Below are 23,467 nucleotides of genomic sequence, written 5' to 3'. Positions count from 1 at the left end.
CGCGCCTAAAAATGTTACATTTTCAATGCTATAACGTAAAGTCGTCAATCTGACCGCATGGGGCATCGCGCTGGACGCCGGCGCGTGAAGGCTGCCGCAGATCGAAATCTGACGAGGGCGGCTAAAGGTCCGCTAGTCGGCGAGGTCCGAATGTCCGCTGTTGGCGCTTCGAAGGTGCCAGCATTGCTGCATCCAACGGCGTTCTATGCAACCTAGCAGGGATCGGGCCAATGGCCGTCTCTCAGCGCTAAAGTATCTCCTTCAGTGTACGGCGTGTTAGAACAGCGGCGTCTTGGGGCAGTTCGCGGAGGTAGCTCAGCGGCGCGGGGGTGGTGGTCACGACCCGGCCAAGAATCCGAATCGGGGTGGCCAGCTTTAACCGGTTAGCGACCGCGGTGGCGTTCTCGCGAATCCAGGCCACGCGCTTTAGATGGCGGTCGAGTTTGTCGCCGTCGTGGCCATGATAGTCCTGCAGCCAACTGGCTACCTCGCGCGACGACCGGGCGCCACCGAACCATTTGCATTCAATCACTATCCAGGTCGCGCCGTCCGCACTGACGGCCAGCACGTCGAGATCGCCGAGTTTTCGCGCGGCGCCTAACTCCGTCATCGGCCGGTTTACGAAGGTCCGCCAATCTTTGGCCTCGGCGAGTTCGCCGATCTCGACCTCGAAGGCGAGCCCGCGGCGACCGACCTCGGCGTCAACCCAGGCGCGTGCCTCAGCGGAGTGCAGCTTTGATTTCGCCCATGTGCCAGTTTCTAGAAGATGGGAGGCGTACTGGAGGCCCATCTGGAGCTGGCGGACGCCGTAGAGCCAGCGGGCCGTCGCCCCGTCCCCGATCCGGATGATCGGCCTGACCATCAACGAAAGCCGACGCTCGAAAATCCAGGGATAGATGTCATCGCCGCTGAACCCGGCAGGTGCCTTGTCCCAGCGCGGACGCGGCGACAGAGTGAAGGTCTTGATGAAAGCGGGCAGGGTGGAAAGGTCGGCCTTGCCGTCGAGCCGGCTGATGAGTTCGGCTTCGGACAGATCGACGACATCGACGGCGAGATCGTCTGCGATCTCCAGCAGGGCGTTCTGGATCGCGGCGACCTCGACCATCCCCAGACCGAACTCGGCGGCGTAGGCCGTCAACATCGGATCGTCCGGCGCCGGCGGTTCGCTGTCGTCCGTGACGAAGAGCTTGGGATAGTGGTCGATGTCGTCGGCGATGGAGTCGGCGATACAGGCCTCCAGATAGCGCTGCATATAGGCGTTCGACCCTCCATCCGAGGCCTCCCAGGCCCCGTCCGCCCGGAACCGCAGATCGGGGGCGACAAGGTCGTGATAGACCGCATCGCTCTGGTCGGCGGTCCGGAACAGGGCCATGACCTCGCCCGCCATCGTGTCGATGTCCGAGAGCGCAGCTTTTCGTCCCCCCGTCGTGGCGGCCTCGCAGACGGCCATTTCGATGATGGCCCGATAGGCGCGGAAAGCTCCGTCGCGCCCGGACATCGTATGGATCGCCCATCGCCCGTAGTCGGCGTAAAGGCTTTGGCGCGCGCGAGCGCCGCGTTCGCCCGATACCCGCTCCCGGTGAAGCGCCTCGATCAGGCGCATCGCCAGGGTGATGACGGAGCTCCGGTCTAGGGTCGCCAGTCTGGAACGGCAGCGTTGCCACAGATCGTCGACGAAGGCGTGCAGCGCCCGGGTGGTTTCCGCCTTCCCAGTGATCTCGACCTGGTCGACGGCGACGCCGCTGGACGGACGCTGCGCCAGGCGCTGGCGGGCGGCCCGTTCGGCTTCCCGTGCGTCGGCGACCTGGATGAAGCGGACCGGCGCCGGCTGGACTTTCCCGTCCAGTTGCAGGGCGAGATCGCCCGACGTCGTGACGTGGATCATCTTCAGGTTCGGATCGGCGGTGACCTTATCGACCCAAGTCGTGAGCGTGACGTCGTCCATAGGCAAATCCAGCGCGAGACGGATCGACTGCGCCAGAAGGGTGACGAGCGCCTTGTCGCCGGCGTTGCCCTCGGTGATGAACAAGGTGATGAAATCGGGCGGCAGCAGGAGATTGACGATGGGGACGCCGGGGCCGGCGCGCATGAGCTCCGGCGCGTCCGATGCATCGATGATGTGATCCGGCACCGGCAAAAGGCGGATTTCGAGGGCGTCGCTCGACCGGGGGACGGCCGAGGGCGCGGCCTGGGCCAGCTTCAGCACCCATTCGATCGAGCCCTCCCAAAGCAGCTTCAGCCAGGTGCGGTCCTCGGGCGTGAACGGGGGACGACCGACAGCGACCCACCAGAGGCCGCGGTCGGTCTCCACGACAGCGCTGAAGTTCTCCATAATGGCTTCGATCGTCGCGTAGTAGACCGGCTTTGCGAGCTCACTCGGCGGCGTCGTCGGTCCGATCCAGCGTTCGACCGTACGGGCGTCGCCATAGGCCGTGGGGGCCGGGTGACGACCGCCCAACAGTCGGCCGAGGTGTCTGAACCCGCCGATATCCACGCCCTGGTGCGCAATGCCGCCAAATGCGGTGACGTCGATGGTCTCTGGCCAGAAGCTGAAGCCCTGGTCACGCCACACCGTCCACCAGTCGACCGGGTCAGGCCAGATCGCCAGTCGAACCCCCGCCTCGCCGATCTCCCGGGCCTGGCGGTGCATCTTCCAGCAGTCGAGCAAGCTGAACGCGGGATCGGCGAACAGGGCGGTCAGCCCCGGCGCATCCGTCCCGATGATGAACCAGTCAGGCGCGAACTCGCCTGGGAGCGCCAGGGGTAGGCCCCACCCGGGGCTGTCATGGACGATGACGGTCAGGCCTGCGTCGCTCCCGAATTGTTGGCGCAGAGCGTCGAAACTGGCGCGAAGATGGTCCGCCAGGTTGGCCTCGAAGTCGGGGCTCCCACGCCTTGCGGCGCCGATGTCCGCATCGGGCGGCGAGTGCCAGTCGCAGCCCAGAACGACTAGATGCGCCAGCTTCTCTTCGTCGAAGCGAAGGACGGCGTGCATGTAGTCGCCGAACAGGCGGAAGCCCGGTTCAGGCATCTCGACGTCGTCGTTGGAAAGCGCCCGGGCGCCGGTTGTGCGCGCATCGAACAAGGTCCATCGAGCGAACTGGACCTCGTGAAATATGGTGGTCGCCCCACGAGGAACGACGCCACGCGCGATCCGGTCCGTCAGCCGCAAACGCAGAGCAGGCGAGAGGAAGCTCGGTGCGGGGACGACGATCCCGTCGCCGTCGCGCAGCAGCGGCCGGACGTTCAGCGCCGTGCGACCGAACGGCGCGTCGTTTAGGCCGGTGAGGTCCTTGAGGATGAAGGGGGCAAGCGTGTCTACAGAGACGCCGAGCTTCTGCAATGCCGAGCCGCTGAACCGTGTGGCCTGGCCGAGCGTACCTAGGGCCTCGATGTCGTCCGGCCACTCGGTCTGGCGCGGGATGGAGTCGCCTGCGGCATTTAGAAAGAGACCAGCCAGACGCGCGATCGTATCGCTGATCGCCAGCAAGGCCGTGCATTCGGCGAGCAGCCCATCTTGTGACGGGAAATCCTCGGTAAAGACCGCGTCCAGCAGCCGCTGGAGGGCCTCGTCCGAAGCCACATACATGCCATTGATGATAAGGCGTTCCTGTCCGGCGAAGCCGACGCCCACGCAGAAGGCGTCTTCCGCCACGTCTTCGTGTCGGCCGCTATCCTGATCGACGAGGCCGTTCAGTAAGGTCGAAATGTGGGCCTGGGACGGCCGCCGGTCGCCGCGCGCATGAACGAGGGCGAGCTGGATCAGGGTGAGCAGGCGATTGTGGTTTGACTGGTAGGTCGGATCGAGGGTGAGGCCGATCAGGATATCCAGCAGGCTCTCGCGGTCGCATCGCCGGATGAGCGCGAGAATCGGCTTCGGAGCCTCGATTGTGAACATTTAGCCGCCCCAACAAATTTCACTTGTCTTGAGGCTAGTTAGCCGCCCGCCGTACTGCTTTGGCAACTTTAGGATTGTTGGGCGCTTCCAGGGCGTCCATGAGCTGCCTGCTTGTCGCGAACAATCAAGGTCTCCAACGCCACTTGATGAGAGTCTAAGGCAGAGCCTTTCCAAGAAGAGGAAGCTGTCGCTAGACCTCTGAGATGCGCGACAAGTCCCCTATGTATCCGCGCGCCTATTTCGCTTCTTGGCGCTGCTTCGACGTTCACCAACCGCTGCTAAGGGCTATCAGCTGATCTAGCGGGGAGCAACTTTCGCTTGTGCTGCTGAATAGGGACAATAGGCTGCGGGCGCTCAGCGGCGACGAGAGTACGTCGGTCGACTGCAGCAATCGTGGGGGAGGGGAGCTTGCGAATAGCGGTGGACGTGCGGCCGATCTCGGTCATGATCTCTAGTCAGTGCAAGCGATCCTTTCCGGCGGGTGGCCGCTCGATGACCGAGATTCGACGAGCGCTTCGGGAGCAGATCGAAGGCGCCGAACTGTTCGGTCAGAAACTGTTCTCCGTCTGGATTAATGAGGACGCTCCGGCACAGGGCCTGGATGAGAACAGCTGGGAGGCTTGCCTGACGCAGGCGTCTTCTGCGGATATCGTGATTGTCCTCGATACGGGCCATGCGGGATGGACGAGGACTCCAGGAGATGTCGGCATCTGCCATGCCGAGCTGATGACGGCACAGAACAGCGCGCCGGCGAAGGTTCGTATCATTCCCCTGACCGGAACCGAGCCGCTGGACGATGAAGATGCCGCAGCTAACGCACGCTTCAAGACGGTTTCAGAGACATTGAACGCCTTCGGCGCTCCGGTCGAAACTGAAGCGAATCTCATCGCAGCGGTTCTGAACGCCGTTGCCGATGCGTCGACCAAGTTGGTTCATCTTGGCGTCCGAGAGGCGCGCAAAGGCCGATATTACTCGGGCGACGCCCTGACTTGGAGTCGGTTGAACTACGGTGAACGCGAGGGCCGGATGGCGGCGGTCCTCGAAACAGCACTCCTGGAAAGCGGCGGCAAGCTGCTGGGTCCGAAACAGGTTAGTTTCGTGGTCGGGGCCGGAACGATTGTCTTCTCTCTGCACGCCGCACCTGCGGGTCTCGGGGTGCCGGCCAGCCGGGAACGGGTCGGCCGGCCTTTTCTGGATGACTATAAGATCGTCGGTGGGCTCCCGCCCAAACTCGGACCGCTTCATTTGATCGCCAGCCAGAGTGGTGCGACCGAAGCGCAAGCGCGGGCCCTCTTAGGATTTGCGGACGCCACTGTGGTCAAGCCGCCGTTCGGCATCTTCGCCGCCGACGAGGTTCAGCAAGTGCAGTTTGCGATATTGCGGGACTGTCGCGACGAGACCACCACGCGCCATGCGGTTCACCGCTTTCTCGACTGGTTGCGCGAGTCCGGCGAAGATGTTGAGGTCGTGCGCAGGGCTGCTAAACGACGGATAATCTCTGATACGGTCGCCGCCCAGATCGTGCTTTAAAGCTCGGGTCTTCCGCCTCGCCGATCAGCGAGTTCGCTATGGCGTGCGATTTCCTTCCGCTAGGCTCACGCAGGCGCGCGTTGCCGATACAGTTTCTTGGATGATGCTGCCAAGCACCTCTCTTGGAGCGACTGTTCCTCATCCTCGTAAGCTTTGAGGCTGGAGTTTCAGGTCGGGTAGAAGACCGGTTTCGGTGCGTGTGCAGCCGACCATAGGCGAGGTCAATGCGATCGATCCAGGTGGTTCGATATCCGCGTTCGGGTTTGTCATCGCCTAGTCGCTCGGGAAGAGCGCGTCGATGGCTCTACTTGAGCTTTTCGATAGAGCTTCCGTCCTCATCCGCCGCAGCTGGACGTTGTAGAGGCCCGCATTTGCGGCGAGAAAGGGGAGGCCGCGGATTTAAGGGGGGAATGTGAAGCTGTACTCAGGTTGGGAGGGGCAAGGCAGGGGGAGGACCGAGTACTTCTCCTATCTAGAGGCGCGCAGCCGCCTGCCCGGCGGCGTAGCCTTGCCGGTGGACGGTCGCGCGGTCGTCGGAGCTCGTTGGTCGGAAGAGGAGGTCGCTCATCTGGGGTTTTCGTCTATCGTCCGCCGACAGTTTTTCGAGCACACGCCGGAAATCCTGGGAGCGGAGCCGCCGCGACCGTTGGACGCCGAATGGAGAACCGATCGAGCCGCCCGTCTGCGTCAGCTCTTCGGGGTCATGCCGACGAGTCGGATCGATCTCTATGCTGCGTCCGCCTCAGTCGCCGTTGGCGCCTTGATACGGGAGCTCCAACTTGGCGGGTGGTTCCGCATAACCCTGAGCAAGGCGAAAGCCATCGGTCCCGGCATCCCTGCCTTCGCGACGGTATCCGACAAGGAGGGCGAAGTGCGCCCAGCTCATGTGCGGCAGGTGCTAAGAGTGACGCAGGATGAGAAACGGGCGTTACGACAAGTCTTCTCCCTAGATCATATAGGCGATCTGGGCGGTGAAGAGCCCGGGCCTGAGCCGGCGCCGGAAACACCCCCCAGCGCACCGTTTCTCCTCGCCGAATTCAAGGCATTGAAGCCGGGCCGCATCGCTGTCGTCTTCGGTCGAAATCGGCTTCAGGAAGCGAAGACATACGAAAGAGACATCGAACCGATCGAGGTGGTGGAAAGGCATTACCGTTTTGACTCGGATGCGATTCTGAAGCGGGGATTGTCGGCGTCGTCTGATACCCCTCGTCCGGAGGAGGCCTGACCATGACGGCTCCAACTCTTGAAAAAATCGATGCCCTCGACCTCGGGCTGCAGTTCGATCCCTTGGCATCCGTGAACTCTCTGTCTGGTGTTCGCGTAGATGACGTCGGCCAGGGCGACGCCATCGTTATTCTGGACGAAACCGGGAAGGGCGTGCTCCGGATCGACTACGGCGGTGTCCAGAGCAGTCCATTCAACGGCCTGAAATTGGCTGCGCGGCTGACTGAGATCGATCGTCTGTTGCCGGTGCCGGTTGAGCAGACCATCATGCTGACCCACTGGGACCACGACCATTGGGCCAGCGCTTGGCCGGGGACGGCTGCGGCCAAACACGGCCGTTGGCTGACTCCCCGGCAATGGACATCTCCGTCGGCTGTGGAGCGCTCCGCTGAGATCGTGAACATCCGCTGTATTCCGCCGTCCCTGGAGACCGTGCCGTGCTGCTTCGTGGCGGCGAACGGAGACGAGCTTTGGTGGGAAAAGCTGAAGGCCTTTCGGCCGACGCTTCACAACGAGGACTGCAACAGAAGCGGCGTGGCGTTCTCGATCGTTCAGAAGGAGACCGGCAAGGTTATCTTCCTACCTGGCGATGCGCCCTTTCATCTTCCGAGACACTACAAGATGCATGCATCAGACGGTCTTGAGATGAGAGGACTTGTCGCTTTCCATCACGGCGCGGGCACCCATTGGACGAAGGGCACACGCAGTTTCCTGAAGCGATGGGGATCGGCGCGCGAACGTCAGACAATCGTCTATTCCGCCGGGGCGGTGAACCGGGACAACCATCCCGTAGAGAAGAATTATCAGACCGCCTTCCCGTCGGCCGCCTTTCCAAAGTTGGAAATCCTCTACACGCGCGACGTCCGGGGCGCGAGCAGGCGTCCGGTTGAAATCCGGTTCTGACGAGACCGCAATGCTTGGGGCAATATGAAACCCGCCGCGCGGACGCTTGGACTGATCGGGGAGAACTACCGACGCGTGGATGAATGCCAGTGAAGCCTATGTGCGACGTCTGAATCTCGCCTATGCGCCGGCGGCGGTCGAGCGAACGTCTTATTGTCGGCTGGGAGCCGAAGTCTGCTTCGGACGGTGTGAAGATCGATGCGCCAAGGCGCTTAGCACTCTCGCTGCCGACCGTGTCGAGACTCCCGGTCCGGCGATCGCGCCAGTCCGGCCTTTTCCGCGGCATAGGCGATCAGCCGCTGCTGTGCCTGCGGGTCCATGACCAGGGTGCGGACCACCAGGGAGGCCCGGCGGAGCCGCGCCTCCATCTCGGCCCGCCCGTGCGGCAACCCGGCCGCTGCGCGGTCCCGGTCCCGGGGACGATAGCCTTGAACCTCCAGGCCCATGGCTCGGGCCTGGACCCAGACTTCGCGCCGGAAGGCCTCGTCTCCCACCACCTTGAGGCGGGTCCAACCGCGATATTGTGCGACCTTGAGCATGTCGGCGACGGTGTCCGGATACGACGAGCAGGTGCTCAACACCTCGCACGACAATACCTCAGTCCTGCTGCGCACCGTGATCCGTCCGTTGGAAGGTCACACCTTCGATCTGTCCTACATGCGCTATGAAACCGAACACGGCGAGATGAAACCTTCGCAGCTGATGTACGGCGACACGCCTCGCCAGACGACATCAGATGTCGGCGTGGACACGTGGACGGCGCGCTATCGCTACAATCCCGCTTCGCCCCTGATCGATTTCAAGGCGGATCTCTGGCTGACGGAGATCGACAGCCTAGTGGTGGACCCTGTCCGACTGCATTTCGGCAATTCCGACTACAACGGTGACAAGTTCGCGGCCACGGCGTCGCAGCGCCGAGGCGTGACCCTGTCCAACACCTCGCGTTTCAGCGGCGCGGCGGGGGAGTTGGCCATCGCCTATGGCGGCGCCTTCGACTTGGAGAAGTTCGGCCTTTCGAAAGACTGGGCCAGGCTGGATGCACAGTATCCGGGCCGTGCCTGGGATATCACGCGCGAAGGCTGGCGACGCCAGTACAGCGCCTTTATCGCCGCGACCTACAAGCCGGCCCCTTGGACCACGCTGGAGCTGGGGGGGCGCTACACGGAGAACGTGGTTCAGGATCGCAAGGCCGGTATCAGCTGGGTTCAGGGCGGGTTGATAAACCGCGACGAGGGATCCGGCTGGGCCCCCGTCATTTCGGCGATCATCGAGCCGGTTCGCGGCGTGCAACTGTACGGCCGCCATGCTGAGGCCCTGCGCTTCGCCAGCCCGTTTGAGGCCACGGAGGGTTTCTCGGGGTTCGTCAATCCCTACACCAACCTGCGGCCCGAACACGCCCACAACACTGAGATCGGGGTCAATTATCAGGCCTTCGGCCTGCTGGGCCACGACGACATGCTGCAGGCCAAGTTCGGCTGGTTCCACAATGATGTGACCGACTACATCACTCTGGGCGACGAACTGTTGACATCGCCGGACGGGTATTCGACCAATGTCCTCGCTCGCATCAATATCCCTCGCGTCAGTCTGAAAGGTTATGAGTATTCGGTCCGCTACGACCGAGGCTGGATCTTCGGCGAGCTGAACGGGACCGAGTATACTGATATTACCACCTGCAGTCGGGAGATGGCCGGGCAGAGCGAGTGGTGCGAGCAGGGCATGGCGCCGACAAACCAATCCTGGTTCGTCTCTCACATCCCGCCACGCCGTATGAACAGCGTCTCGCTTGGCGGCCGCCTGCTGGACGAGAAGCTTGAGTTCGGAGCCCGCTATAGCAAGGTGGAGCGTGAACCCGCCTATGAGGTGGTCGATCTCTACGGCAGCTATGCGATCAATGGGCGGACCAGTCTGAACCTGACGGTCAACAACCTGACAGACCGCTACTATGTTGACGCCTTGACCCTGGGCGAGGGCGTGGCCGTCCTGCCGGCGCCCGGCCGGACCCTGAGCTTCAATCTGGTGACCCGCTTCGGCGACGGTGAATGGGAGGGGGGCGGTTCCGCCCGCCGTCGCGCCCGCGCCGCGATGGAGGGGCTTGCCGCCGATCCGTTGCAGGACTTCAACGGCGACTGGAGCGGCTTCTACCTCGGCTCGCACATGGGGTGGGGGCAGTACAGCAGCCGGGGCGACACCCGTTCGGCCAACGGCGAGGCCAGTGGGGTCGCGGCTTCCGAACGCGTCGACCGTCAGGCCCGCGCGGCCAACGGCGGCCTGCAGGGCGGCTACAACTGGATGCTGTCGGACCTTTGGGTCGCGGGCATTGAGATCGACGGCAGCGCCAGCCCGGCAAAGGGGCGCGAGTACTTCCTCGCTGCCGAACTGGATACCGGCCGGTGGGCCGATAAGGAGATTATTCAGGCCGAGTATCACTACAGCTACGACTGGAACGCCTCGGTGCGCGCCCGTCTGGGCCACACCTTCGGTCGGACGCTGGTCTATGGAACGGGCGGCGTCGCCTTCCTCCAGGAGCAGCAGACGCGGATTCAGGGACGGTCCAACTCGGCCAGCGCAGACTCGCCGTTCGGCCTCGTGACCCGGCCCTACTTCAGCGAAGAGGCCAAGGAGTTGCGCGTCGGCTGGGTGGTGGGCGCCGGGGCCGAGGTGGCCTTCAGCGATCGCGTCTCGCTGAAGGCCGAGTACCTCTACAATCGCTTCGGCGACGAGGACTTCCAGTTGGACCGGGCGAGCCGAAACATCAATCGTGGCTACACCTCGGACAACGTCACGGTTCCCTCGGGGGTTGACACCCCGATTGGCCGCATCTCCTCCAGCACGCTCGATCTGCACACGGTGCGGGTCGGCCTGAACTACCGCTTCTGATCGAAGGAAACCGTCTCGGTCGGCGGTGTCGGCCGGGACGTCTGACTATCGCGCCTCCGCCGCCCGGCCGGAGGCGCGACCTGTTCCGGATCGGGCGAAGACGAGTTGGCGATGAGTGACACAATCCAGGACCTAGGCCGTTCGAAACGCCTCAAGGGGCTGACGCACGACACCCACGATAGTCTGGACAAGACCATCGTGGCCCAGCGTCCGTTCGAGGACCTGACCCGATACGCGCGTTTCCTCGCGGTTCAGTACGGTTTCCACCGTGACATCCACGCCCTGTATGACCAGCCCGCGCTGGGACGTCTGCTGCCCGATCTGACCGAGCGGCGCCGCCTGGCCGACGTCGTCGCGGACCTGAAGGATGTCGGCGCTGAACTGCCGGAACACACATCGGCGCCCCGTTTCGCGCCGGGCGAGGTGGATCTGCCGACCGCCCTGGGCTGGCTCTATGTGGCCGAGGGCTCCAACCTCGGCGCGGCCTTTCTTCTGAAATGGTCGGCGGCGCTGGGGCTGAACGAGACGCACGGCGCCCGCCATCTGGCCGCTTCGCCGGAGGGGCGGGCGCGGCACTGGCGCAGCTTCACCGAGGCTCTGGACGGCATAGAACTGACGCAGGCCGAAGAGGGACGGGTCGCGGACGGCGCCCGGGAAGCCTTCGTCCGGGTGCATGGACTTGTCCGCGATGTCTTCGATTTCGCTTGATCGTGTCGTCGGGCGGAGGGCGCTGACCTTGCGGGCGCCGCAGCGACGCAAGGCGTTTGAGAAGGGCGCGGCGGCAGCGTTCGCATTGGCCGTGCATCTTCTGCCGTTCGTGGGGCTGCTGATGATCCCGTCGGCGCCGAGGTCCACGCCCACGGTCGAGCCCGTCGTGATGGTGGAACTGGTCCGAGATCAAGCTCCGCCGCGGCCGGTTTCAGAGCTCCCGCCCGGACCGCAACAGGTGGAGGCGGCGGCTTCCCGACCCGTGCCACGCGAGCTGGAGAAGGTGCGGATCACCGAGGCGCAGGATCAGGTCGAACCCCTGCTGATCCCTGAGCGAACCCCGCAGCCCGAGAGCGCCGTTCAGGCGACGCCGGCTCCCGCCACAACGGCGCCGTTGTCACGACCCGCGCCCCCTGCGGCGTCAGCGTCGTCGGCGCCATCGGACTGGCGCGGCCGGCTTCTGGCCCATCTGGAAAGCAACAAGCGCTATCCCGCAGCCGCTCTGGCCCGCCGCCAGCAGGGCGTCGCCCATGTGCGCTTCGTTATGGATCGGCAGGGCCGCGTCCTGACCGCGCGGATCGATCGCAGCTCGGGAGCGCCGGTTCTGGATCATGCAGCGCTGGATATGCTGACCCGTGCTCAGCCCCTGCCAAGACCTCCGGCCGAGGTCGAGGGCGAACGGATCGAACTGGTCGTGCCGGTCGAGTTCTTCGTCGGGAGAAACGGATGAGGCCGTTTTGTTTCTGGGCCGGGCGCGCAGCGCGGCCAATACCCTGTGGCGGTTCTGAGAGGCTAAGCCCGAGGCCGCCGGTCCGGTGGGCGACGTGTTGGGCCGTGCTTCAGGTGCGATCGACGATCCGGTAGAATTGCGTGCCCAGTTCGATCGACTTCCGGCCGGTCTCGCGGCGATGCAGGTTGGTGTCCCGCAGCGAATAGACGCAGCCGCAGTATTCCTGCTGATAGAATTCTTCCTGTTTGGAGATTTCGATCATGCGCGAGGCGCCGCCGCCCTTGCGCCAGTTATAGTCCCAGTAGCTGAGGCCGTCGTACGGCTTCACCGCCCGTTCGCCGCAGCCGTTGATCTGGTTCATGTCCTTCCATCGGCTGATGCCGAGGCTGGACGTCATGACCGGAAAGCCGTGTTCGTGGGCGTAGAGCGCCGTCCGCTCGAAGCGCATGTCGAAACACATGGTGCAGCGGATGCCGCGTTCCGGCTCCCACTCCATGCCTTTGGCCCGTTCGAACCAGTTGTCCTTGTCGTAGTCGGCGTCGACGAAGGGCACGCCGTGCTTCTCGGCGAAACGAACGTTCTCGTCCTTGCGGAGGAGGTACTCCTTCTCCGGGTGGATGTTCGGGTTGTAGAAGAAGATCGTGTAGTCGATGTCCGACGCCAGCATCGCCTCCATGACCTCGCCTGAGCAGGGCGCGCAGCAGGAATGCAGCAGCACCCTGGTCTCGCCGCCGGGCGGGACCAGGACAGGGCGGATGAAGGCTTCGGCAGGTTTGTGCGCGTCTGACATGGACCGGCGTCTAGCACGAATGCCGGGTCGGATCAGCCGACCTGCGGCATCCCCTGGGGCACGATGGTCTTGATGATCGAGGCGTCCAGTTCCTCGAACTGGTGCAGGCCGATGGTGTCGTACAGTTCCTGACGGGTCTGCATGCGGTCGACGTATTTGTGCGTCCCGCCGTTGGCCCTGATCGAGGCGTAGAGCTCTTCCTGCGCCTTGTTGGCGGCGCGCAGCGAGGAGACCGGCCAGATCACCATCTTGTAGCCCATCTGCTCGAACTCGGTCGCGGTATAGAAGGGCGTCTTGCCGAACTCGGTCATATTGGCCAGCAGCGGCACGCCGGGCATGGCCCTGGCGAACTTCTCGAACATCTCGCGGGTGTTCAGGGCTTCCGGGAAGATGCAGTCGGCGCCGGCGTCGACGTACATCTTCGCCCGGTCCACGGCGGCGTCGAAACCCTCCACGCCGGCGGCGTCGGTGCGGGCCATGATGACGATGTCGCGGCTGGCCTTTTTGGCGGCGGCGACCTTGGCGGCCATGTCGAGGGCCGGGACCAGGGCCTTGCCGTTCAGGTGGCCGCACTTCTTGGGCAGGATCTGGTCTTCCAGGTGCACGGCGCCCGCGCCCGCCTCCTCGAAGGTCCGCACCATATGCATGACGTTCAGCGCCTCGCCGTAGCCGGTGTCGCCGTCCACCAGCAGCGGCAGGCCCGAGGCGCGCGCGATCTGGCGGATGAAGAAGGCGACCTCGTCCACCGTGATGATGCCCAGGTCCGGCAGGCCCATCGAGGCCGTCATGGCCGCGCCGGACAGGTAGACGCCGTCGAAACCGGCGTTCCGCGCCTGGATCGACGCCTGGCCGTTGTGGGCTCCCGGCAACTGCCAGATGCCGTCGCGGGCGAGGGCGGCGCGGAACCGCTTTCCGGCGGACTCGGTCGGCAGGTCCGAGGCGAGAAGATAAGGCATGGAGTGTCGTCTCTCAGAGGGGCTCAGGCGCGCTCGGCCAGGGGGGCGAAGGCCAGGTTCTCCGGCCCGGTGTAGTTGGCGGACGGGCGGATGATCTTGTTGTCCGTGCGCTGTTCGATGACGTGGGCGGCCCAGCCGGTGGTGCGCGAGATCACGAACAGGGGCGTGAACATCGCCGTCGGCACGCCCATCATGTGGTAGGAGACGGCCGAGAACCAGTCCAGGTTCGGGAACATCTTCTTCTCGTCCATCATGACGCTCTCGATGCGTTCGGCGATGTCGTACATCCGGGGCGACCCGGCCTCGTCGCTGAGCTGTTTGGCGACACGCTTGATCACCACATTGCGCGGGTCGGATATCGTGTAGACCGGGTGGCCGAAGCCGATGATGACCTCCTTGGCCTCCATGCGGCGGCGGATGTCGGCCTCGGCCTCGTCGGCGTCGGCGTAGCGTTTCTGGATCTCGAAGGCGACCTCGTTGGCGCCGCCGTGCTTGGGGCCGCGCAGGGCGCCGATGGCCCCGGCGATGGCCGAGAACATGTCCGACCCGGTCCCGGCGATGACGCGCGCGGTGAAGGTCGAGGCGTTGAACTCATGCTCGGCGTACAGGATCAGCGAGGTGTGCATGGCCCGCACCCAGCCCTCGGACGGCGGCGTGCCGTGCAGCAGGTGCAGGAAATGGCCGCCGACCGTCTCGTCGTCGGTCTGGACCTCGATGCGGCGGCCGTTCTGGCTGAAATGGTGCCAGTACAGCAGCATGGACCCCAGAGAGGCCACCAGCCGGTCGGCGATGTCGCGCGCGCCCGGGTGATTGTGGTCGTGGGCTTCGGGCAGGGCGCACCCCAGGGCCGAGACGCCCGTGCGCATCACGTCCATCGGATGGGCCGCCGCGGGCACGGTCTCCAGCGCCGACTTCACCGCGGACGGCAGGCCGCGCAGGGCCTTCAGCTTGGTCTTGTAGGCCTTCAGCTGGGCCTTGTTGGGCAGGGCGCCGTGGATCAAAAGATGGGCGATTTCCTCGAACTCGCTCGTCTCGGCGAAGTCCAGAATGTCGTAGCCGCGGTAGTGCAGGTCATTGCCGGACCGGCCGACGGTGCACAGCGCCGTATTGCCCGCCAGAACACCGGACAGGGCGACGGACTTCTTGGGTTTCACGCCGGGCGCGAGGGTGGTCTCGGTCATTGAAGTCTCCTCAAGGAAGGCTGGGATCGACGATGGAAGGATGTCAGGCCGGGGCGAACGGTTCTGGATGGCGCGAGAGGGGCGTCGGTCGCCCGTCGGCGTCGACCGCCACCATCTCGAAACGGCCATGAAGCGCGGGGCGGCGGACGCCGGTGGAAAGGATTTCGGCGACGCCCTCGACCTCGACGGTCAGGGAGGTTCGTCCGACCCGAACCACGCGCGCCACCATGTCGAGCAACTCGCCGACCTGCACAGGGGTGAGGAAATCGGTCGCCTCCGACCGGGCCATGACGACGTCCCGCCGCGCGCGGCGACTGGCCGCGATGAGGGCCGCCTTGCTCAACAGGGCCAGGCCCGACCCGGCGAACAGCGCGCCGTAGTGATTGGCCTGGTCAGGAAAGACCATCTCCGAAAAGCGGGTCTCTTCGTATTGAAACGGGGTCGGAGACGACATTGGACCTCGGGGCGCGGCCGATCCGCGAGGTCAGGAGATATTCACGGCCTACGCCTCATCAGAAGGACTAAAAAGGCGGAAAGCTGCGGAGCCGAAGCTGTGAACCTGCAAATAATGCAAAGCCGAACCCGGTCCTGATTTTGCAAAATTGGCGGATTTACAGAAGGGCTTTCACAAACTTCCGCCGTTTCAGTCGTCCTCACGCGCCGGTCTGACGCCTATTGAGGGCGCACTGTCCAACCTCCGTCTTCCTGCTCGAAAGATCGCACCGATGAATCAGGCCTACCGCAGTCGGTTGCTGAGCGCCCCCGGTGACATGCGCGCCGATTACTTCGACACGCGCGCCGCGATCCACGCGATCCAGCCCGGCGCCTATGACGGCCTGCCCTATGTGCTGCGGGTCCTGGCCGAACAGCTGGTTCGCCGGTGCGACCCGGCGCTGTTGCCGGACGCACTGCGTCAGATCATCCACCGCAAGCGCGACCTGGACTTCCCCTGGTACCCGGCGCGCGTCGTCTGTCACGACATTCTGGGCCAGACGGCGCTGGTCGATCTGGCGGGCCTGCGCGACGCCATCGCCGATCAGGGCGGCGATCCGGCCAAGGTCAATCCGGTGGTGCCGACCCAGCTGATCGTCGACCATTCGCTGGCGGTCGAGGCGCCGGGCTTCGATCCCGACGCCTTCGCCAAGAACCGCGCCATCGAGGATCGCCGCAACGCGGACCGCTTCCACTTCATCGAATGGACCAAGCGGGCGTTCGAGAATGTGGACGTCATTCCCGCCGGCAACGGCATCATGCACCAGATCAATCTGGAGAAGATGAGCCCGGTCATCCAGGTGCGCGACGGCGTGGCCTTCCCGGACACCTGCGTCGGCACCGACAGCCACACGCCGCACGTCGATGCGCTGGGCGTCATCGCCATCGGCGTCGGCGGACTGGAGGCCGAGACGGTCATGCTGGGCCGGCCGTCGATGATGCGCCTGCCCGACATCGTGGGCGTGAATCTGACCGGGCGTCGCGCCGAAGGCATCACCGCCACCGACATTGTTCTGGCCCTGACCGAGTTCCTGCGCGGGCAGAAGGTGGTGGGCGCCTGGCTGGAATTCTTCGGCGAGGGCGCCGACAGCCTGACCATCGGCGACCGGGCCACCATCTCCAACATGTGCCCTGAATATGGGGCCACGGCGGCGATGTTCTACATCGACCAGCAGACGCTGGACTATCTGCGCCTGACCGGGCGCGAGCCGGATCAGATCGCCCTGGTGGAAACCTATGCGAAGACGACCGGCCTGTGGGCCGACGCCTTGAAGACGGCGGAATACGAGCGGGTGCTGACGTTCGACCTGTCGACGGTCGAGCGTAATCTGGCCGGTCCGTCCAACCCGCATCGCCGCCTGCCCACCGCCGCCCTGCACGAGCGCGGCGTGGCGGTCGACCTGGAAGGCGCCCTGGCCGAAGAGCGCGAGGGCCTGATGCCGGACGGGGCGGTGATCATCGCCGCCATCACCAGCTGCACCAACACCTCCAATCCCCGCAATGTCGTCGCCGCTGGTCTGGTGGCGAAGAAGGCCAACGCCCTGGGCCTGGTCCGCAAGCCCTGGGTCAAGACCTCGTTCGCGCCGGGATCGAAGGTGGCGCAGCTGTATCTGGAGGCGGCGGGCCTGCTGCCCGAACTGGAGGCTCTGGGCTTCGGCATCGTGGCCTTCGCCTGCACCACCTGCAACGGCATGTCCGGGGCGCTGGACCCGGTCATCCAGCAGGAGATCATCGACCGCGACCTCTATACGACCGCCGTCCTGTCGGGGAACCGCAACTTCGACGGCCGCATCCACCCCTATGCGAAACAGGCGTTCCTGGCCTCGCCGCCGCTGGTGGTCGCCTACGCCATCGCGGGCACGGTGCGGTTCGACATCGAACAGGACGTGCTGGGCGTTGGCCCGGACGGCGCGGAAATCCGGCTCAAGGACCTGTGGCCCACCGACGCCGAGATCGACGCCATCGTCGGCGAATATGTGAAGCCGGAACAGTTCCGCACCGTCTATGAGCCGATGTTCGCCCGACGCGGCAGGGGCGGCGCGCCCGTCGCGCCGCTGTACGACTGGCGGCCGACCTCGACCTATATCCGCCGCCCGCCCTATTGGGACACCGAGGGGCTGGGCGCCCTGGCCGCCAGCCCTCGCACGCTCAAGGGGATGCGCCCTCTGGCCATCCTGCCGGACAATATCACGACCGATCACCTGTCGCCGTCCAACGCCATCCTGGCCACCTCGGCGGCGGGGGAATATCTGACCGCGATGGGCGTGCCGGAAGAAGACTACAACTCCTACGCCACCCACCGGGGCGACCACCTGACGGCCATGCGCGCCACCTTCGCCAATCCTCAGCTGGTCAATGAGATGGCCGTGGTGGACGGGGTGGTTAAGAAGGGGTCGCTGGCGCGGGTCGAGCCGGACGGCAAGGTCATGCGGATGTGGGAGGCGATCGAGACCTATCTCACCCGTCGCCAGCCGCTGATCATCATCGCCGGGGCCGACTACGGCCAGGGATCGTCGCGCGACTGGGCCGCCAAGGGCGTGCGCCTTGCGGGTGTCGAAGCCATTGCCGCCGAGGGTTTCGAACGCATCCATCGCACTAATCTGATCGGCATGGGCGTGCTGCCGCTGGAGTTCATCAATGGCGTGACCCGTCTTGGCCTGCAGCTGGACGGGACCGAGACCTATGATGTCGCGGGAACGCCCGCGCCGGGCGCCGAGCTTTCGCTGGTCATCCGCCGCGTCGACGGAACCGAAGAGACCGTGCCGGTCAAATGCCGCCTCGACACCGCCGAAGAGGTTTCGATCTATGAGGCGGGCGGCGTGCTGCAACGCTTCGCACAGGACTTCCTGGAACAGGAGCGCGCCGCCTGATGCCGCACCATCCGCAGATCCGCATCCCCGCCACCTATATGCGCGGCGGCACGTCCAAGGGCGTCTTCTTCCGGCTGGAGGATCTGCCTGAGGCGGCGCGCGTTGCCGGCCCGGTGCGCGACCGGCTGTTCCAGCGTGTGATCGGCAGCCCCGACCCCTATGGCAAGCAGATCGACGGCATGGGGGGCGCGACCTCCAGCACGTCGAAATGCGTGATCCTGTCGCCCAGCGAACGACCCGGCCATGACGTCGACTATCTGTACGGCCAGGTGTCCATCGATGCGGATTTCGTCGACTGGTCGGGCAATTGCGGCAACCTGTCGACGGCGGCGGGGGCCTTCGCCATCCATGCGGGCTATGTCGACGCAGGCCCGGATGGCGTCCGCACGGTCCGCATCTGGCAGGCCAATATCGGCAAGACCATCATCGCCCATGTGCCTGTAGAGGGCGGCGCGGTGCGGGAGGCCGGCGCTTTCGAACTGGATGGCGTGACCTTCCCCGCCGCCGAGATCGTGCTGGAATTCATCGACCCGTCGGATGGGGGCGAGGGGGGCGACGACGGTGCGGCGGGCATGTTCCCGACCGGCAACCTGGTCGACGAGCTTGAGGTTCCCGAAGAACTGGTCGCGGGCGGGCGGTTGAAGGCCACCCTGATCAACGCCGGGATTCCGACCCTCTTCGTCAATGCGGCGGATCTGGGCTATACGGGGGTCGAGCTTCAGGATGCGATCAACGGCGATGCAGCGGCCTTGAAGCGGTTCGAGGCCCTGCGCGCCATCGGCGCCGTCCGCATGGGTCTGATCGACACGGTCGAGGGCGCCGCCCGGCGTCAGCACACGCCCAAGATCGCCTTTGTCGCCTCGCCCGCCGACCATCTGGTCTCCAGCGGTCGCCGGATCGCCGCGTCCGACATCGATCTCTTGGTTCGCGCCCTGTCGATGGGCAAGCTGCATCACGCCATGATGGGCACCGCGTCCGTCGCCATCGCCGCCGCCGCCGCCGTGCCGGGGACGCTGGTCAATCTCGCCGCGGGCGGGGGGGCGCGCAGCGCCGTCCGGTTCGGGCATCCGTCGGGGGTGTTGCGCGTCGGCGCCGAGGCGATTGAGCAGGACGGCGGCTGGGTCGTTTCGAAGGCGGTGATGAGCCGCAGCGCCAGACGTCTGATGGAGGGGGTGGTCCTGATCCCTGCCGACGTGATCGAGGGTTGAAACCCAGCTGCGCCGACCCGGATCGGCCTCACATTTTACTTTGCAATATTTGCATATCTGCGGTTATCTTCGCAGTTATCACTGCTAAATCTTGCAAATTTAGCGCGGCAAAATGTGAAAGTTGTAAAACTGGATGAGCAAGACCTTCATGGGCGTTCGCCTGAGGCGGTTGCGGGAAGAGCGCAAGCTGACCCAGACGGCGGTTGCGCGGGCGCTTGGAATCTCCAACAGCTATCTCAGCCAGATCGAACAGAACCAGCGGCCCTTGACCGTGCCGCTGCTGTTGAAGCTGAACGCCGCGTTCGGGGTCGATGTCCAGTTCTTCTCGGAGGACGAGGAGGGGCGGCTGATCTCCGATGTCCGCGAAGCGCTCGTGGAGGGCGGCGCCGAACAGATTTCCACGGTGGAGTTGCGCGAACTGGCCCTGAACATGCCGGCGGTCGGGCGGGCGCTGGTCGGTCTGCATCGCAAGGCGCGTCAGAGCGCGGACCGCGCCGAGGCCATGGCGCTGCGGCTTGGCGAGAATTTCGACGAGGGCGCGCCTGCGCGGATGCCGTTCGAACAGGTTCGCGACTTCTTCTACGCACGCCGCAACCATGTCGCCGAACTGGATGAGGCCGCCGAACGTCTGTATGGCGCGGCCGGTCTTTCGCCGCGTCAGGTGCGTTCCGGGCTGGAGGCCTGGCTGGCCCAGCGACACGGCGTCCGCGTCGTCGTCGATGAGGCGGAGGCGGCGCTGCGTCGCTTCGATCCGTTGAACCGAACGCTCCATGTCTCGCCCTTCACCAAACAGGGCCAGCAGGCGTTTCAAATGGCCATGCAACTGGCCTTTCTGGAGTTCGGCGACCTGATCGACGACCTGCTGAACGCCGCCAGCCTCAGGGAGGTCGAGGCGCGTGATCTGTTGCGCATCGGTCTGGCCCAGTATTTCGCTGGCGCGGTCCTGCTGCCCTATGCCGATTTCCTGCGTCAGGCCGAGGCTGTCGGCTATGACATCGTGCGGTTGGGCCGTCATTTCGGGGTCGGGTTCGAGACGGTCTGCCATCGGCTTTCGACGATGCAGCGTGCGGGCGGCCAGGGCGTGCCTTTCTTCTTCGTGCGGGTGGACCGGGCCGGCAATATCTCCAAACGCCAGTCGGCGACGGATTTTCACTTCTCCAGGGTGGGCGGTTCCTGTCCGCTATGGAATGTCTATGAGGCCTTCACCCAACCCGGTCGCGTCCTGACCCAGGTGGCCCAGATGCCGGACGGCCGCACCTACCTCTGGATCGCAAGGACGGTGGGCAGCCCGGATCCGGCCTATGGGGCGCCGGGCAAGACGTTTGCGGTGGGCCTGGGGTGCGACATCCGCCATGCGTCGCGTCTGGTCTATTCGCATGGGCTGGACATGGTCGACCTGTCCGCCGCCACGCCGATCGGCGCGGGTTGCAAGGTCTGTGAACGGCCAGCCTGCCCCCAACGCGCGTTTCCGCCGATCGGCCGGGCCCTGCTGATCGATCCCGATCGCAGCGCGGCCACGCCCTACCCGACGGCCGCAGCCTGACGGCGCCTTGTCGCGCGATGCTGCGATTGCGGGCCTTTGACGGGGCGCGCCGCAGGCGGCTTTGCCGGATCGCAGGACCTCGGTCTTCGCCGGGCTGAGGCGAATATCATATAAAGATATCTTTATATGTTTATTGACTTGGCGTCGCGATCTGGCATTCTGTGGCGGTCGAGGTTCTCCGTACGGTTTTCGGGCTGTGCGGCGCTAAGAGGGAAGCCGGTGTGACGCCGGCGCTGCCCCCGCAACTGTGAGCGGCGAGCTGAAGGTTCATCTTATGTCACTGGGGTTCGCCCCGGGAAGGCCGGACCGGAAGCCGTGACCCGCAAGTCAGGAGACCTGCCCCGACAGATAACGTCCTCCGGCGGGGTGTCGGTCAGGTCGCATGAACGCCGCGACGGGACGATCCCGCGCGTGAGCGGTCGCGCGTCCCTGCCTGCTGTCCCGCCACAGCATCAACGGCAAAGACAATGGCGAGCAGCGACTTCACCTTCACCATCAAGCGCACCGCGCTGGACGAGGACTATGTTCCCGCCGCAAGCACGCGGATCACGACCAACTTCGCCAATCTGGCCCGTGGCGAGAGCCGTCAGGAGAACCTGCGCAACACTCTGAGGATGATCGACAACCGCTTCAACTCGCTGGCCTGTTGGGACAATCCGAAGGGGGATCGCTACGCGGTCGAGCTGCAGATCGTCTCGGTCGAAATGAGCGTCGCCCCGGGCGAGGGGACGGACAGCTTCCCGCTGATCGAAATCCTCCAGACGACGATCGTCGATCAACAGACCGGCCGGCGCATCGACGGGATCGTCGGGAACAGCTTCTCCTCCTATGTCCGCGACTACGATTTCAGCGTGGTCCTGCCGGCGCACATGAAGGCCAATCCCGGCGCCTTCGCACCGGCCGATTTCGGCGACCTGCACGGCAAGCTGTTCAAGCATTTCCTGAACTCGGCCGCCTATCGCGACAACTTCAGCAAGCCGCCGGTGATCTGTCTGAGCGTGTCCAGCAACAAGACCTATCACCGGACCGGCGCCGAGCACCCCGTGCTGGGCCTCGAATACGACAACGACGAGGTCTCGCCGACCGATGAGTATTTCGCGAAAATGGGCATGAAGGTCCGCTACTTCATGCCCAGGGGCAGCGTCGCGCCGTTCGCCTTCTATCATATCGGCGATCTGACGGCGGACTACACCGACCTGGAGCTGGTCAGCACGATCAGCACGATGGAGACGTTCCAGAAAATCTATCGACCCGAGATCTACAACGCCAACTCTCCGGCCGCCGAGCAGTATCAGCCCAGCTTGAAGTTGCAGGACTATTCGGTGACCCGCATCGTCTACGACCGCGAGGAGCGCAGTCGGCTGGCCGTCGAACAGGGCAGGTTCGTCGAGGAGCGGTTCATCAAGCCGTACCGGGCCGTCCTGGACCAATGGTCCGCCAACTTCGCCGCCTGATCCGTTCAAAATTACAAAGTCATCGACATGAAAACCCTGTTGCCCACCTCGACCGCCGGCAGTCTGCCCAAACCCTCATGGCTGGCGACGCCGGAGACGCTCTGGTCGCCCTGGAAGCTGGAGGGCGAGGAGCTGCTCGCCGGCAAGCAGGACGCCTTGCGCCTGGCCGTGGACGATCAACGGCGGGCGGGGATCGACATCGTCGGCGACGGCGAACAGACACGCCAGCATTTCGTCACCACCTTCATCGAACATCTCGACGGCGTCGATTTCGAAAAACGCGAGACCGTCAGAATCCGTAACCGCTATGACGCGAGCGTGCCGACCGTCACCGGCGCGGTATCGCGATCCAGGCCGGTCTTCGTCGAGGACGCGAAGTTCCTGCGGGCGCAGACCGATCAACCGATCAAATGGACCCTGCCGGGGCCGATGACGATGATCGACACCCTCTACGACGCCCACTATCAGAGCCGCGAAAAGCTGGCCTGGGAGTTCGCCCGCATCCTCAACCAGGAAGCCCGGGAACTGGAGGCCGTCGGCGTCGACATCGTCCAGTTCGACGAGCCGGCCTTCAATGTCTTCTTCGACGAGGCCAACGACTGGGGCATCGCCACCCTGGAGAGGGCGGCCGAAGGGCTGAAATGCGAGACGGCCGTCCACATCTGCTACGGTTACGGCATCAAGGCCAATACCGACTGGAAGAAGACGCTGGGCTCGGAGTGGCGCCAGTACGAGGAGACCTTCCCCAACCTGCAGAAGTCCACGATCGATATCATCTCGCTGGAGTGCCACCACTCCCGCGTCCCGATGGATCTGATCGAGCTGATCCGGGGCAAGAAGGTGATGGTCGGCGCGATCGACGTCGCCAGCGAGGTCGTCGAAACGCCCGAGGAGGTCGCCGAAACCCTGCGCGCGGCTCTCCGGTTTGTGGACGCCGACAAACTGTATCCGTCCACGAACTGCGGCATGACCCCGCTGTCTCGCCACGTCGCCAACGGCAAGCTGAAGGCCCTGGGCGCGGGGGCGCAGATTGTCCGGCAAGAACTCTCGGCCTGACCGCTGCGGCGCCCGCATGAGGCGGGTTCCAGAAAGAGTCCAAC

Annotated in this window: 17 protein-coding genes and 1 riboswitch; of the genes, 11 read left to right on the top strand and 6 right to left on the bottom strand. The window is 64.8% G+C overall.

Annotation, left to right across the window (positions count from 1 at the left end; translation table 11 throughout):
- Positions 1-247 precede the first annotated feature (247 nt).
- Positions 248-3,898, bottom strand: coding sequence for a hypothetical protein (locus P0Y50_14975; GenBank protein WEK39817.1), 3,651 nt, complete (start codon positions 3,896-3,898; stop codon positions 248-250).
- 492 nt (positions 3,899-4,390) lie between these two features.
- Between P0Y50_14975 and P0Y50_14970 the strand changes: the two genes are divergently transcribed.
- The 3 genes from P0Y50_14970 to P0Y50_14960 all read left to right on the top strand — a co-directional run bounded on the left by P0Y50_14970 (position 4,391) and on the right by P0Y50_14960 (position 7,555).
- Positions 4,391-5,428 (top strand): hypothetical protein, encoded by a 1,038-nt coding sequence (locus P0Y50_14970; GenBank protein WEK39816.1) that lies wholly within the window; start codon positions 4,391-4,393, stop codon positions 5,426-5,428.
- Between the two features lie 412 nt (positions 5,429-5,840).
- The gene (locus P0Y50_14965) at positions 5,841-6,653 is read left to right on the top strand and encodes a hypothetical protein (protein WEK39815.1); all 813 of its coding nucleotides are present in this window, start codon (positions 5,841-5,843) and stop codon (positions 6,651-6,653) included.
- A 2-nt stretch (positions 6,654-6,655) separates the two neighbouring features.
- Positions 6,656-7,555 (top strand): hypothetical protein, encoded by a 900-nt coding sequence (locus P0Y50_14960; protein WEK39814.1) that lies wholly within the window; start codon positions 6,656-6,658, stop codon positions 7,553-7,555.
- Positions 7,556-7,767: 212 nt separating this feature from the next.
- Here the strand turns inward: P0Y50_14960 and P0Y50_14955 are convergent, their stop codons facing one another.
- A complete protein-coding gene (locus P0Y50_14955; GenBank protein WEK39813.1) occupies positions 7,768-8,136 on the bottom strand; it encodes a hypothetical protein in 369 nt (122 codons plus the stop codon).
- Here P0Y50_14955 and P0Y50_14950 point away from each other — a divergent pair.
- From P0Y50_14950 to P0Y50_14940, 3 genes are all read left to right on the top strand, one after another.
- Positions 8,093-10,435, top strand: coding sequence for a TonB-dependent receptor (locus P0Y50_14950; protein ID WEK41589.1), 2,343 nt, complete (start codon positions 8,093-8,095; stop codon positions 10,433-10,435). The two genes, P0Y50_14955 and P0Y50_14950, sit on opposite strands and share 44 nt — an antisense overlap.
- Before the next feature lie 111 nt (positions 10,436-10,546).
- Positions 10,547-11,143 (top strand): biliverdin-producing heme oxygenase, encoded by a 597-nt coding sequence (locus tag P0Y50_14945; GenBank protein ID WEK39812.1) that lies wholly within the window; start codon positions 10,547-10,549, stop codon positions 11,141-11,143.
- Positions 11,144-11,234: 91 nt separating this feature from the next.
- On the top strand, positions 11,235-11,873 hold the full coding sequence (locus P0Y50_14940; GenBank protein WEK39811.1) for an energy transducer TonB: 639 nt from the start codon (positions 11,235-11,237) through the stop codon (positions 11,871-11,873).
- A gap of 109 nt (positions 11,874-11,982) precedes the next feature.
- Here the strand turns inward: P0Y50_14940 and P0Y50_14935 are convergent, their stop codons facing one another.
- Genes P0Y50_14935 through P0Y50_14920 form a run of 4 tightly spaced genes read right to left on the bottom strand, consistent with a single transcriptional unit; the run spans position 11,983 to position 15,254 of the window.
- Positions 11,983-12,663 (bottom strand): epoxyqueuosine reductase QueH, encoded by a 681-nt coding sequence (locus P0Y50_14935; GenBank protein ID WEK39810.1) that lies wholly within the window; start codon positions 12,661-12,663, stop codon positions 11,983-11,985.
- Between the two features lie 32 nt (positions 12,664-12,695).
- Positions 12,696-13,619 (bottom strand): methylisocitrate lyase, encoded by a 924-nt coding sequence (prpB, locus tag P0Y50_14930; GenBank protein WEK39809.1) that lies wholly within the window; start codon positions 13,617-13,619, stop codon positions 12,696-12,698.
- Between the two features lie 23 nt (positions 13,620-13,642).
- Positions 13,643-14,800, bottom strand: a complete 1,158-nt coding sequence (gene prpC / locus P0Y50_14925; GenBank protein WEK39808.1) for a 2-methylcitrate synthase — start codon at positions 14,798-14,800, stop codon at positions 13,643-13,645.
- A gap of 43 nt (positions 14,801-14,843) precedes the next feature.
- Positions 14,844-15,254 (bottom strand): hotdog domain-containing protein, encoded by a 411-nt coding sequence (locus P0Y50_14920; protein ID WEK39807.1) that lies wholly within the window; start codon positions 15,252-15,254, stop codon positions 14,844-14,846.
- A gap of 271 nt (positions 15,255-15,525) precedes the next feature.
- On the opposite strand from P0Y50_14920, the gene acnD reads away from it, so the two are divergent.
- The 5 genes from acnD to P0Y50_14895 all read left to right on the top strand — a co-directional run bounded on the left by acnD (position 15,526) and on the right by P0Y50_14895 (position 23,423).
- The gene (gene acnD, locus P0Y50_14915) at positions 15,526-18,162 is read left to right on the top strand and encodes a Fe/S-dependent 2-methylisocitrate dehydratase AcnD (protein WEK39806.1); all 2,637 of its coding nucleotides are present in this window, start codon (positions 15,526-15,528) and stop codon (positions 18,160-18,162) included.
- Positions 18,162-19,370 carry a 2-methylaconitate cis-trans isomerase PrpF gene (gene prpF, locus P0Y50_14910; GenBank protein ID WEK39805.1) on the top strand — a complete coding sequence of 403 codons (1,209 nt, stop codon included), beginning with the start codon at positions 18,162-18,164 and terminating at the stop codon, positions 19,368-19,370. Before acnD ends, prpF begins: the two co-directional genes overlap by 1 nt.
- 133 nt (positions 19,371-19,503) lie before the next feature.
- Positions 19,504-20,913, top strand: a complete 1,410-nt coding sequence (locus P0Y50_14905; protein WEK39804.1) for a short-chain fatty acyl-CoA regulator family protein — start codon at positions 19,504-19,506, stop codon at positions 20,911-20,913.
- Between the two features lie 154 nt (positions 20,914-21,067).
- A riboswitch (cobalamin riboswitch) is annotated at positions 21,068-21,272 on the top strand.
- A gap of 108 nt (positions 21,273-21,380) precedes the next feature.
- Entirely contained in the window at positions 21,381-22,367 is a 987-nt protein-coding gene (locus P0Y50_14900) for a DUF1852 domain-containing protein (protein WEK39803.1), read from the top strand.
- A gap of 27 nt (positions 22,368-22,394) precedes the next feature.
- Positions 22,395-23,423, top strand: a complete 1,029-nt coding sequence (locus P0Y50_14895) for a methionine synthase (protein ID WEK39802.1) — start codon at positions 22,395-22,397, stop codon at positions 23,421-23,423.
- Positions 23,424-23,467: the final 44 nt, after the last annotated feature.

It is taken from the genome of Candidatus Brevundimonas colombiensis, from assembly GCA_029202665.1.
Classification (GTDB): domain Bacteria; phylum Pseudomonadota; class Alphaproteobacteria; order Caulobacterales; family Caulobacteraceae; genus Brevundimonas; species Brevundimonas colombiensis.
This window is presented reverse-complemented; position numbering and strand designations above follow the sequence as displayed.